Genomic DNA, 12,174 nt, shown 5'->3' with positions numbered 1-12,174 from the left:
CCCACTACTTCATGGGCGGGGTGGCCACGGATCGCGACGGTCGCACGAGCATCGACGGACTCTTCGCCGTCGGCGAGGTCGCGTGCACCGGAGTCCACGGAGCCAACCGGCTGGCCTCGAACTCTCTGCTCGAGGGCGCAGTCTTCGCCGCCCGCGCCGCCGCGGCGATCGACGCACTGCCGGTCAACAGAGACCATAACCTCCCACTCCCCCAGTTCCGTTCATCCCACCACACGGCACTGACACGAACCGAGCTGCAGGACCTGACCTGGGCTCATCTGGGTGTGGAACGCACGGCCGCGGGTCTGCGGACCCTGCTCGACCGCCTCGGTGACGGTGCCCGCAATACCGGCACCTCCGCCAACCGTACCCACAGCGCCGATGATCACTCCACCGTCCCGGCTGCGGCCCGCGCCGACGCACTCGAGACTGCGAATCTCGCCCTCATCGCCGAACAGATGGCTCGGCATGCCCTGGCCCGGGAGCACAGCCTCGGCGCGCATACCCGCACGGATACGACCTTCACGCCGTCGACGACCGCGCCGTCCACCGCCACTTCGCCCACCGCTCTGCTTCAGGAGGCCACCGCATGCTGACCGCTTCAACCATCGATTCCGCACTGCGCACAGCCCTCGAGGAAGACGCTCCCTGGGGCGATATCACCGGCGAAGTCTTCATCCCCGCCGCAGCCTCGGCGACGGCCGATCTGCGCGCTCGTGAAGACGGGGTGCTCGCCGGAATCGAGGTCTTCGCCCGCGCCTTCACCCTCGTCGACCCGAGCGTCACGGTCGACCTCGCCGCTGCCGATGGAGACTCGTTCACGGCAGGTCAGGTGCTTGCCACGGTCGCGGGCCCTGCACGAGCGGTGCTGCAGGCCGAGCGGATCGCGTTGAACTTCTGCCAACGGATGAGCGGAATCGCCACCCAGACTTACGCCTTTGTCGATGCCGCTGGCGGGCGCGCGCGCATCGTCGACACCCGCAAGACCACTCCGGGCCTGCGGGCGTTCGAGAAGCACGCCGTGGTCTGCGGCGGCGGGCACAATCACCGTTTCGGACTCTCCGACGCAGTCATGGCCAAGGACAATCACCTCGCCGTTCTCACCGGTGCCGGGCTGTCCGTCGCCGAGGCGATCCGCACCGCCCGTGCCCGTCTGCCGCATACGACGACGATCGAGGTCGAGGTCGACCGGCTCGACCAGGTGCCCGCGGTGCTCGACGGCGGCGCCGATATCATCATGCTCGACAACTTCACCTCGGCTCAGCTGCGCGAAGGCGTCGAACTCGTGGGCGGCCGCGCCGTCGTCGAGGCCAGCGGCAATGTCACCCTGGAGACGATCCCGGAGATCGCCGCCACCGGCGTCGACGTCATCTCCTCGGGCGCGCTGACCCACAGTGTCCGTGCGATCGATCTCGGTCTCGACCTGACCTTCGAGGCCTGAGATGACCGGGCGCCTCTACCTCGACACCGCGGCCGCGGCCCCCGTGCGCCGGGAGGCCCTCGAGGCCGCGTGGCCGTATCTGGCCGGCGCGTTCGGCAATCCGTCAAGCCATCACGAGTTCGGTCGCGGACCCGCCGACGCCCTCACCGACGCCCGGGCTCGGGTGGCGAAAGTGCTCGGCATGCGCACCACGGACATCACGTTCACCAGCGGCGGCACCGAGGCGGACAACCTCGCAATCATCGGCATGGCCCTCGGCGCTCGGACTCAAGGTCGGGCTCAGACACAGGGTCGGGCTGGGACCGCGGTGCCGCCTCGGCGACATATCGTCACTTCCCCCATCGAACACGAAGCCGTACTCGCCTCGGTGGAGTTCCTGGCCCGCGTCCACGGATTCACCGTCACCGAGGTGGCCCCGACCTCCGATGGGACAGTGACCCCCGAAGCCCTCACAGCGGCGATCCGCCCGGACACCGTGCTCGTGAGCGTGGGATACGCGAACAATGAGATCGGCACCGTTGCGGACATTCCGACCCTGGCCGGCATCGCCCATGACGCCGGCGCACTCTTCCACACGGATGCGGTGCAGGCGGCCGGCTGGCTGCCGCTGACCGGGTTGGGCGTCGATGCGCTCAGCCTGGCCGGGCACAAGGTCGGAGCGCCGAAGGGCATCGGTGTGGCCGCGATCCGCGCCCGCGTACCCGTCGAACCGCTCATCCACGGTGGCGGTCAGGAGTCGGGCCGACGCTCGGGGACGGAGAACGTGGCCTTGGCCGTCGCATTCGCCACGGCCCTCGAACTCGCCGAGGCGGAGCGGCATGAGGCCGCCGATCGCGTCCGTGCCATCCGGGATGAGTTCATCGCCGCTGTTCTCGACAGTGTGCCCGGGGCGTTCCTCACAGGCGCTGCGGGCATGGCCGGCCCCGATGGCCGGCCGGCTCGAACTCCGAACCATGCGTCGTTCTGCTTCTCGCACACCTCCGGTGAGGCAGTGCTGCTCGAGCTCGAACGCCGCGGGGTGACGGCGTCGAGTGGTTCGGCCTGTGCAGTAGGCTCCGACGAGCCCTCGCATGTGCTCACTGCCTTAGGAGTCGCCGCCGAGGTCGCGCAGACGAGTGTGCGCTTCACCTTCCCGTCCTCGATCACCGGCGAGCAGGGACGCGCTGCCGCGCAGTCCGTCATCGCCGCCGCCGAGAGCCTGGCCACGAGCTTCGCCTGAGCCTTTTCGGGGCCGCTGAAGCGAGCTTCGTCTCACACCCGAGTTGATTTTGATCACCTTCGCGCTCACCAAGTGGGACAGGCCTATCTTTCTCTGTACTTTGGGGCGAGACTGAAAGAAAAGCATTCGTCTCAGGGCGTGAGGGGGCCGCCATGGATCTTCTGAGTCTGTTCATGATCGCAGTGATGTTCGCGACGATCGTCTTCGTCATCGGACGATACGCCTGCCCGAAGCACGACCGAGTGCCCCTCATCGAGGTCGATCACGTGCTTCTGTGGACGACTCTGCGCCGCGGCTGGCATGCGCTCGGATCGTTCGGTCCACTCACTTATTACCCGGATGACACTGATGGAGCCTCCCGCGCCTGAGGCTGCGGCGTCTCAGTCGGGTGTGAACCTCCGTCGTCTCAGTCTGCATGACCCTCAGTAACCTCAGTCGGGTGCGAACCTGCCTGTCGATCGCCGCGGGCAAGTAGCACGCTGCTGTTGTCAAGGTGACAACATGCCTTCCTCTCCAGAGCCGCATCGGAACCCATCGAGCGAGACCGCCGCGCTCATCTTCGCGGTCGCCTCGATACTCGTCTTCATCGGGGTCTGCGTCTGGTTCTGGGTGCAGGCGCCCGGCAATATTGCCACGCATTTCGACTCCGGTGGCCAACCTGATGACTGGACGTCGAAAACGGGCCTCCTGTGGATCTTCCTGCCGATAGGCGTCGGCCTGCCCGCTCTGATGTCGATCAGGCCGCTGTTCGAGAAACTTCCGGTCTCGCTCATCAATGCCCCGCACAAGGAGTATTGGCTCGAGCGCGGCGAGAAGACCTACCTCGTCGACTGCCTCATGGAGCTGCTGCGCATCACCGCGGGGCTCACCGCCCTGCTCGTCGCAGCCATCCTCGTCATCATCGCCGAGGGGGCGCGTTCGGCAACGATGCCGGAATGGCTGACGTTCGTGCCGACGGCCGTCTTCCTCGCCGCCACGGGGCTCGCCGTCTGGCGTTTCTACCGCAGGCTCACCCCACCGAGGTGACCGACTCAAGGTCAGGGCCACCTCGGTGAGGGGGATCCGATGCTCCCTGGAATCAGACGGTGAAGTCCTCGGGGAGGAACACGGAGACGTCCCAGTTCTGCATGGCGTGTGCCGAGGCCCAGAAGTGGAGTTCGAAGACGCAGGCCTGTTCGAAGGCGGCGCGCATGCGGGCGGCTTCCTCGCTCGGGGCCTTCGCGAGTTCCTGTTCGAGGATCTGCACGGCGTGGCGGGTCGATTCGTCGAAGTCGGGAGAGTCGTAGGTCTGCACCCAGGTGCGGTAGGGGTGGTCGTCGGCCATCTGCCCGGCCCGGTCGACAAGCACCTTGCCCATATGGGCGTACACCCAGAAGCAGGGCAGCACTGAGGCCACGCCTTCGCCGTAGGATCGGCAGGCGGCGTTGGCGACGAGGAAGGACACGTAACCCAGCGTCGTCGGGGAGGCCTTGAAACGGGAGCCTTCCGCTGTGAGCTCCTCCAGCGCCGAGGTGAGTCGGGCGTCGGCGAGCAGTTCTGCGTGCATCTCCTCTTCGACGGTGATCGCCTCGGCGGCGGATCCGGCCCAGAATCGGGATTCGTCACGGTCGGCGGTCTTCGCGGCCAGGAACGACATGGCCTTGGCATATCCGTTCAGGTAGAGGCTGTCCTGCGAGATGTAATTGACGAAGGCCTTCGGATCGAGTCTGCCGTCGGCGAGCTGGGCGAGGAACGGCAGCTCTTCGATCTGCTTGACGATGGGGCGAACGCGGTCCCACAGCTGGGTGGTCAGTGGGCCGGCGGTAAAGGTGACGGTCATGGGAACTCCTCTGTGCTCGTGTGATGTGGTGGTTCGTGTGCCGGGATGGTCAGTGTGCCGGGGTGGTGCGTGTGCCGGGGTGTTTCGATTGAAAGGGCGGTGCGTGTGTCGGGGCCGGTCAGGCGGGTCGACCGCGGACGATGTCGACCTGGTGGTCGACGGGTCCGTGAGCGCCCTCCGGATCCAGGCTCAGCTGCCAGTCCGCAGCCGAGTTCAGGGCGCGAGCGAGAAAATCGAGGGCATTGCCGACAGCCTCGCCGAGGATGTCCGACCCGATCGCCGCGCGTGACCGATCTTTCCCGGTCGGGGCCGCCGGATCGGCAGGTCCCCCGGCGACAGCTGCGCGTTCACGGCCGAGGACGGCCACCTCGGCGGTGATCGCGGCCGACAGAGTGCACCCGGTTCCGTGCGTGTTCATCGTCGTCACGCGAGGATGGGTGAACTCACGGACCTGGCCATCGGCGGTGGCGAGGATGTCGATGACTTCGTCATCGCTGCCGTGTCCGCCCTTGAGCAGGACCGCTCCGGGACCGCGTTCGAGCAGGCGACGAGCCTGGTCACGCATGGCCTCAGTCGTCTGCGCTTCGGGTTCGTCATCGCTGATGAGCAGGGCCGCCTCGGGGAGGTTGGGGGTGATGAGGTCGGCGACGGGCAGCAGTTGGGTGCGCACGGCGTCGACGGCATCGGCCTCGAGGAGGCGATGGCCGGAGGTCGCGATCATCACCGGATCGACGGTATAGAAGCCGAGCCGGCTTTCTGCCGCGCGGGCGACGACGAGTTCGACGAGGTCACGGCTGCCGAGCATCCCCGATTTCGTCGCATCGACGGGCAGGTCACCGAGCACGGAGTCGAACTGATCGGCGACGAAATCGACGTCGACCGGATAGACGCGCGACACCCCGTGCGTGTTCTGCGCGACGAGGGCGGTGATGACGGTCGTGCCCATGGTCTTCCGCGCGGTGAAGGTCTTGAGGTCGGCTTGGATTCCGGCGCCGCCGGACGGGTCGGTGCCGGCGATGGACAAGGTGATCGGCGGGCGGGTCGTCATTGGTCGCTCCCGGTGAAAGCGGCCAGCAGCTCTTCGGCCGCCGACTTCGGATCGTCGGCCAGGCAGATCGCCGAGACCACGCAGATTCCGATCAGACCACGTCCGTGCAGGTCGGGGGCACGGTCGGCGGTGATGCCGCCGATCGCGACGGCGGGGAGGCCGGCTTCTGCCGCCAGTTCGCCGAGGCGGTCCGGTCCGATGCCGTCGGGGGCGTCGGCTTTCGTGGAGGTGTCATAGACCGGTCCGATGCCGACGAGGTCGACGACTCCGGAGTCGCGGGCGGCGGCGAATTCGTCGCTGTTCGCGGCCGAGAGACCGATGAGCGGTTCCGCACCCAGGACCGCGCGCACCTCGGCGACGGTGGTGTCAGTTTGGCCGACGTGGATGTGCACGTTCTCGCCTTCGTCGATGAGGCGGAGGGCCACCTCGACGCGGTCGTTGAGGACGACGGGGACCGTGCGGTCGGTGCCGCGGGTGGCGGCGTCGACGGCGGCGATGACCTGGCGGGTGAGCGAATAGAAGCTTGCGTCGTCGATGTCTTTGTCGCGGACCTGGACGATGCCCACTCCCCCGGCGACGGCGGCCTGCACGGTCTCGGCGACGCTGCGACCGGCGGCTTCGCATTGCGCGGAGTCGGTGACGAGGTAGAGGCGCGTGTCGATTCCGGCGAAGCGGTCGGTCGCGGCAGCGCCGTCGGTCGCGGCAGCGCCGTCGGTCACGGCAGCGCCGTTCGGGTTGTCAGCGATGTGGCGGGATCCGGCGGTCATGCCTGGGCGCCTTCGCCGGCCGTGAGCGTGTCGAGGCCGATTCTCGCCTGCGCGAGTCGGTCACCGTCGACGGTGTGGAGAGCGTCGAGGAAGCTCACCGAGTAGCTGCCCGGACCCTTCGCACCATCGGCGGCGAGTTCCCCGGCGACCGCGAAGTGGGCGTGGGCGGCGACGACAGCTTCGAACTTCGCCGAGGCGGCCCCACCGTTCGCGGACTGCTCGGGGGCGCTGATTGCTGAGACGTCGGCGTCGGGGTCGGCCAGTCCGGCACGGGCGGCGGCCAAGTAGGCGACGGTGACGGCGCCGAGTGAGCAGCCGGTGCCGATGACCAGCGGCATGAATTCGTGGCCGCCGGTGATGCGGGCGACGTGATCGGTGCCGTCGATATGGGCGACGACGGCATCGGTGGGTCCGGATACGGCGACGGTCGCCCCGGTTTCTCTGGCCAGCTTCGCAGCGGCGGGAAGGACGGCGTCGACTTCATCGGTGGAGTCGACTCCGCGTCCACCGAGTCCCACGCCGGCGAGTGCGGCGATCTCGGAGGCGTTGCCGCGGATGGCGGTCGGGTGATCGGCGGCGGCGCGGCGGATGCGGGAGGTGCGGAAGTCGACGGCGCCGACGCTCACGGGGTCGAGGACCCAGGGCTTGCCGGCGGCGGTGGCGACGTCGATGGCAGCATCGGCGGCGAGCAGCTGATGGTTCGAGGCGGTGCCGAAGTTGACGAGGACTCCGCTGGCGATCCCGGCGAACTGTCCGGCATCGGCTTCATGGTCGAGCATCGCCGGGGAGGCGCCGACGGCCAGGAGCACGTTCGCGCTGAACTGCTGCACGACGGTGTTCGTGATGCATTGGATGAGTGGGTTGATTGCGCGCAGTCGCGCATTCGCAGAACGCAGGTCGAAGTCAACCATGACGATCCCTTCGCTAGTATGGCCCAGATCAGGTTCGATGGGTGTTCTCTCAGCCTCGGTGTCCTCCGTGCGCAGCTCTTCGGTGCGAACGGATCCTCATGAGGCACCCCATGTCATTGGCATCGACTGTATCAGCCTGACTGATGCGGAGCGACTCCATGCGCTGCTTGGTTGCTCAGCACCGACCGCTCGACTTAACGTCGCTGCATCAAGCTGTGCATTGCGCGCTCGAAGCTAAGGCGAGCGGTCGGCAGAGGGTGCTCTTGCGGAACCGAGCGGTCGACGACAACTTGAGCGCTCAGCGCTGAGCGGACGCCCCTGTGCCGCCGACCCGGCACTACCCGCGCCCGACGTACCTCTGGCCGCGGCGGCTGAGCGCATCGATGACGACGGCGGTGAGCAAGACGAGCGCGGTGATGATCTGCTGTGCATCGGAGTTGAAGCCGATGAGGTAGAGACCGTTGTTGATCGCGCCGACGACCAGTGCGCCGAGCACTGCCGCCCAGGCGGTTCCGCGACCACCGAACAGCGAGGTGCCGCCGATGACGGCCGCAGCGATCGCGTTGAGCAGGTCCTGCGTGCTCACCAGCGTCGATCCCGCGTTCGTCGTCACTCCGGTCTTGATGAATCCGAACAGAGCGGCCAGCACTCCGGCAGCCATGAACACGCTGATGCGCACCCAGGTCACGCGGATGCCGGCACGCCGGGCGGCTTCGACCTTGCCGCCGACGGCGTAGATCGAACGACCATAACGGGTCTTGCGCAGCACGAGGTCGATGATGATCGCGATGACGATCATGAGGAAGAACGGCATCGCCAGACCGAAGTCCTGATTGACGAGGATGAGGAAGCCGAACACGATCGCGGCCAACAGGACGATCCTCACGATCACCGAAGTCCAGCTCGGAGCACTGAGACCCTCCCTGTGGCGGCGCAACTTCGAATAGATGATGCCGACGCCGAATCCGATGATCGCGATCGCACCGAAGACATAGGCCCAGATCGCCGGGAAATAGAAGCTCGCGAAGTCGAAGGCGAAGGTGTCCGACATCGACAGGTTCTTCTGCGTACCCAGGGTTGTCAGCGTCAGGCCGGTGAACGCGAGCAAGCCGGCCAGGGTCACCACGAACGCCGGGATGCCGACGACGGCGAAGAACCAGCCCTGGATCGCACCGACGACCAGGCCGAGCAGCAGCATGATGACCAGCGCCAGGGCCGGCGGCACACCTTGCCTCACCACCAGAACACCGAGCAGCGAGGCGGCCAATCCGCCCAACTGCGCCAGGGAGAGGTCGATCTCGCCGAGGAGCAGGATGAGGTTGATGCCCAGGGCAAGTATCGCGAGGAATGCGACCTGGGTGGAGAGGTTGACGAGGTTGGCCGGAGAGATGAAGTTCGAGTCGGCCGTCTGGAAGACGATGACGATGACGATGAGGGCGAAGATGACCGGGAACGATCCGAGCTGGCCCTCTTTGACCCGTCGCAGGAACGTTCCGACGACGCCTTCGTGAGTGATCCGTTCGTCGGTGATGAAGGAATTGCGGGTCATCGACGCTCACCCCTCCGTGCCGCACGCTTGGTCACGACGTTGTCGCTGGCCCCGGTGATCGCGGCCACGAGCACGTCCGTGCGTTCGTCGCCAGGGAAGTCACCGGCGTCCTTGCCCAAGCGCAGCACGTGCACCCGCTCGCACACAGCCTGCACGTCAGCCATATTGTGGCTGACGAGCAGCACCCCGAGGTCACGTTCCTTCAGCCGTTCGATGAGGTTGAGCACCTCGGCCGTCTGGGCGACACCGAGCGCCGCCGTCGGCTCGTCGAGCATGACCAGGGAGGGTTCGCCCAGCAGCGAGCGAGCGATCGCGACGGTCTGACGCTGACCGCCGGACAGGGCCGCGATCGGCACTCGCACGCTCGGGATCTTCGCTGACAGACTGCGCAGCAGCTCCCAGGATTTGGCCTCCATGGACACCTCGTCGAGCACTCCGCCGCGGGTCTTCTCATGTCCGAGGAAGAGGTTGGCGACGACGTCGAGGTTCTCGCACAGGGCCAAGTCTTGGAACACGGTGGCCACTCCGGCCCTCTGCGCGTCCTTCGGGGAGGAGAACCTCTGCGCCGTTCCGTTCATGATGAGCTCGCCCTCATCGGCGGCATGGACTCCGGCGATGACCTTGATCAGCGTCGATTTGCCGGCGCCGTTGTCGCCGACAAGGCCGACGACCTCGCCGCGGCCGACGCTGAGATTGATGTCGGTCAGTGCCTGAACGGCACCGAATCGCTTGTTGATTCCGCGCAGTTCGAGCACCGGCTCGCTGTCGCTGCCCGGCGTCCGCGTCGCCGCAGATGCCTGGTCAGGGGTGTCTGGTGTCATCTGTTCCTACTTGTCGCAGTCGTTGACCCCGGCAGCCGGCGACCGGTGATGGTCGCCGGCTCGAGGTCGGTCGCATCAGATCGTGAGCGCGCACGTGCTCACTTCACGCCGGCATCGGCACAGAGCTTCTCCACCTTGCTCGTGCAGATATCAGAGGCCTTGATCTGGTCGCCGACGATGTCCTTGATGTTGTCCTTGGTCACGACCTTGGCCTCGACGAAGTCCGTCGGGGTGTCTTTGTAGGTCGTGCTCGCTTCGACGTCCTCGCCCGCAGCCAGAGCCACAGCGGCCTTGGCGGCGAACTCCGCCTGCGGTGGGATCGACTTGTAGATCGTGGCGAACTGATCACCCTTGAGGATGTTCTGCAGACCGTCGACCTCAGCGTCCTGGCCGGTCACCACGGTTTCGACCTTGGCCTTCTTCGTCGCGGCGATGACGCCGCCGGCGGTGCCGTCGTTGGCCGCGTAGATGGCGATCGGCTTCTCACCGTCGCCCTGCAGCTGACCTTCGACCCACTGGCGGGCGTCGTCGGGGTTCCAGTCGAGGGTGTCATGGCTGGCGGCGATATCGACGCCGGCACCTTTGAGAGTCTCTTCGGCACCGGCCTTGAAGTCCGCGGCGTTCGGGTCTTTCGGGTCACCGTTGACCATCCACACCGGGCCCGATTTCGGGTCGACTCCGGCCTCCTTGAGCCCGTCGAGCACGGCCTGGCCTTGGAGGTTGCCGATCTTCTTGTTATCGAACGAGGTGTAGTAGTCCGCGCCCTCGAAGAAACGGTCGTAGGAGATGACCGGGATCTTCTTCGCTTCTGCCTTCGACAGCGCCGATGCCACCGCTGAGGCATCGACTGGGTCGAGCACGATGGCATCGACACCTTCGGTCACTGCGGCTTCGAACTGCTGTTGCTGCTGGGTCGCATCCTGATTGGCGTTGCGGTATTCGACCTTCGCATCCGGATTGGCCTCTTTGAGGTACTTCTCGAAGTTCGGCTTGTCGAGCGACTCGTACCGGGTGGTCTTCGACTCGGGCAGGAGCAGCGCGATGGTGACGTCGCCGTCCCCGCCGGATCCACTGTCGGCTTCGTCGTTGCCCTGGCCCTTCTGATTGCCGCAGCCGCTGAGCGCCAGAGCGCCGATCGCGACCGAGGCACCGAGGAGTGCCAGCTTCTTGTGGGACTTAAGGTTGTGCCTCATTGTGAACCTTTCAATCATTCTGACAACGTTGTCAGGCTGTTGAATATGATTCGCTGAAGACCGCCTGCTGTCAACTGTTTTCGCAAAAGTTCTCAGCGAGTGTCGGGCGGCTCTTCACCGCTGCCACGAGCGATGACGCACAGCGCGTTGTCGAAATCGGGCACGCTGTCGTCGACACGACCATGCCCCATCGTCTCCGCCGCGATCGGGCCGTTTCCCTCACCGAGGCGGCCCCCGCCCGCCCCGGCACCGCTGGGTTCCGCACCGGCCCGGAGCCTGCGGACCGCCTCGGCGGCAAGGGACTCGACGTTGCGATCGACGACGGTGACGTCGAGGAGTTCGGCCGTGGGGAAATCGTCGATGCCCACCAGGGCCGGCCATTCGCCGAGGCGGCGGCAGGCATCGATGGCGCCCTGCGTGAGCGTGGCCGAGAGGGTGATGAGGGCACCGGGGGCGCTGCGGGAGCCGAGCCAGGCAGCAACGACGTTCTTTGCGCTGGCTTCGTCGTGGGCGTCTTCGCGCATATACGCGCGCCAGCCGACACCGCGACGGCCGGCGACGGCATCCTGGATTCCCTGCAGGCGGCGGGTGGTGATGAGGCTGGGCGATTGATCTCCGATGACGCCGAGTGCCATGTGTCCGTGAGCGAGCAGCTGCTCGGCCGCGAGGCGTCCCGCTTCACGGTCATCACCTGCGACGATGCCGATGCCGGGACTGTCGACCGCCGGGTCGAGGGAGACGATTCTGGTGCCCGGCGCCGAGGCGGCTCGTGCGTAGGTCTCGGCCGCCTCGGGGTGGGCGCGGATGACGATGATCCCGGTCAGATCGTTGGCGAGGCATTCGTCGAGGAAGGCTTCCTCCCGGTCGGGATCGTCACCGACTACGGTCACCACAGGGCGCAGGTCGACGGCTGCGAGTTCGGTTTCCACGGCGGCGAAGGCACGGGCCTGGAAGGCGTCCCCGGCATCGGAGAGGACGACGCCGATATACGGCGAGCGGCCTCCGGCACGCAAACGCCGGGCTGTGGAATTGAGTCGGAATCCGAGTTCTTCTGCGGCGGCTTCGACTTTCTCCGCGGTCGAGGCGGCAACGTGCTTTTCGCCGTTGAGGACGCGGGAGGCCGTCTTGATGCTCACACCGGCGCGGGCAGCGACCGTGGCCAGGGTCGGCCGATCGTTCTGCTTCGCCATGTGCGCACCTTTGAGTCTGAGGACCGATTCGTGACTCTGCGCAGCGACGCGCAGGCAACCGTTGGAATGATACTAACCGCTGAGGTGAAGGATGAACGCACTCGCCGAGGTGGGGCTCCGTTGCGAAGCCCCACCTCGGCGATTGCGGTGTTCGGACTTCGGCGCCTCACCCACCGCTCGAGTCAGCGCCGACCGCGCACATCGGCTCGGTCGCAT

The 12,174-nt window shown here is 66.6% G+C and carries 13 protein-coding genes and 1 riboswitch; of the genes, 5 read left to right on the top strand and 8 right to left on the bottom strand.

Going from position 1 to position 12,174, the window contains the following annotated elements; translation table 11 throughout:
- The 5 genes from ACTIIH_RS06570 to ACTIIH_RS06550 form a co-directional block, all read left to right on the top strand.
- On the top strand, window positions 1–596 hold a 596-nt coding region (locus ACTIIH_RS06570; RefSeq protein WP_441451185.1), incomplete at its 5' end, for an FAD-binding protein.
- On the top strand, window positions 590–1,441 hold the full coding sequence (nadC, locus tag ACTIIH_RS06565; protein WP_441451184.1) for a carboxylating nicotinate-nucleotide diphosphorylase: 852 nt from the start codon (window positions 590–592) through the stop codon (window positions 1,439–1,441). The genes ACTIIH_RS06570 and nadC, both read left to right, overlap by 7 nt.
- Before the next feature lies 1 nt (window position 1,442).
- Window positions 1,443–2,660, top strand: coding sequence for a cysteine desulfurase family protein (locus tag ACTIIH_RS06560; RefSeq protein ID WP_441451183.1), 1,218 nt, complete (start codon window positions 1,443–1,445; stop codon window positions 2,658–2,660).
- A gap of 152 nt (window positions 2,661–2,812) precedes the next feature.
- Window positions 2,813–3,028 carry a hypothetical protein gene (locus ACTIIH_RS06555; RefSeq protein ID WP_441451182.1) on the top strand — a complete coding sequence of 72 codons (216 nt, stop codon included), beginning with the start codon at window positions 2,813–2,815 and terminating at the stop codon, window positions 3,026–3,028.
- Between the two features lie 133 nt (window positions 3,029–3,161).
- Window positions 3,162–3,686 (top strand): DUF1648 domain-containing protein, encoded by a 525-nt coding sequence (locus tag ACTIIH_RS06550; RefSeq protein WP_441451181.1) that lies wholly within the window; start codon window positions 3,162–3,164, stop codon window positions 3,684–3,686.
- Between the two features lie 52 nt (window positions 3,687–3,738).
- Here ACTIIH_RS06550 and ACTIIH_RS06545 read toward each other — a convergent pair whose 3' ends face one another.
- From ACTIIH_RS06545 to ACTIIH_RS06510, 8 genes are all read right to left on the bottom strand, one after another.
- Window positions 3,739–4,479, bottom strand: coding sequence for a TenA family protein (locus ACTIIH_RS06545; protein WP_441451180.1), 741 nt, complete (start codon window positions 4,477–4,479; stop codon window positions 3,739–3,741).
- Between the two features lie 118 nt (window positions 4,480–4,597).
- Window positions 4,598–5,527: a bifunctional hydroxymethylpyrimidine kinase/phosphomethylpyrimidine kinase gene (gene thiD, locus ACTIIH_RS06540; RefSeq protein WP_441091788.1), complete on the bottom strand. Its 930-nt coding sequence runs from the start codon at window positions 5,525–5,527 to the stop codon at window positions 4,598–4,600.
- A complete protein-coding gene (gene thiE / locus ACTIIH_RS06535) occupies window positions 5,524–6,294 on the bottom strand; it encodes a thiamine phosphate synthase (RefSeq protein WP_441451179.1) in 771 nt (256 codons plus the stop codon). The genes thiD and thiE overlap by 4 nt, the downstream gene beginning before the upstream one ends.
- Window positions 6,291–7,205 carry a hydroxyethylthiazole kinase gene (locus tag ACTIIH_RS06530; RefSeq protein ID WP_441451178.1) on the bottom strand — a complete coding sequence of 305 codons (915 nt, stop codon included), beginning with the start codon at window positions 7,203–7,205 and terminating at the stop codon, window positions 6,291–6,293. Before ACTIIH_RS06530 ends, thiE begins: the two co-directional genes overlap by 4 nt.
- Window positions 7,193–7,326: riboswitch (TPP riboswitch) on the bottom strand. It overlaps the preceding gene by 13 nt.
- 216 nt (window positions 7,327–7,542) lie before the next feature.
- On the bottom strand, window positions 7,543–8,754 hold the full coding sequence (locus ACTIIH_RS06525; protein ID WP_441091791.1) for a sugar ABC transporter permease: 1,212 nt from the start codon (window positions 8,752–8,754) through the stop codon (window positions 7,543–7,545).
- Window positions 8,751–9,575: an ATP-binding cassette domain-containing protein gene (locus tag ACTIIH_RS06520; protein ID WP_441091792.1), complete on the bottom strand. Its 825-nt coding sequence runs from the start codon at window positions 9,573–9,575 to the stop codon at window positions 8,751–8,753. Before ACTIIH_RS06520 ends, ACTIIH_RS06525 begins: the two co-directional genes overlap by 4 nt.
- A gap of 98 nt (window positions 9,576–9,673) precedes the next feature.
- On the bottom strand, window positions 9,674–10,768 hold the full coding sequence (locus ACTIIH_RS06515; RefSeq protein WP_441091793.1) for a substrate-binding domain-containing protein: 1,095 nt from the start codon (window positions 10,766–10,768) through the stop codon (window positions 9,674–9,676).
- Window positions 10,769–10,860: 92 nt separating this feature from the next.
- A complete protein-coding gene (locus ACTIIH_RS06510) occupies window positions 10,861–11,958 on the bottom strand; it encodes a LacI family DNA-binding transcriptional regulator (RefSeq protein WP_441451177.1) in 1,098 nt (365 codons plus the stop codon).
- Window positions 11,959–12,174 lie beyond the last annotated feature (216 nt).

This window comes from Brevibacterium sp. (genome assembly GCF_052105255.1).
In the GTDB taxonomy this organism is placed as follows: Bacteria; Actinomycetota; Actinomycetes; order Actinomycetales; family Brevibacteriaceae; genus Brevibacterium; species Brevibacterium linens_B.
The sequence above is the reverse complement of the archived record's forward strand: the minus strand, read 5'-3'. Positions and strand labels throughout refer to the sequence as shown.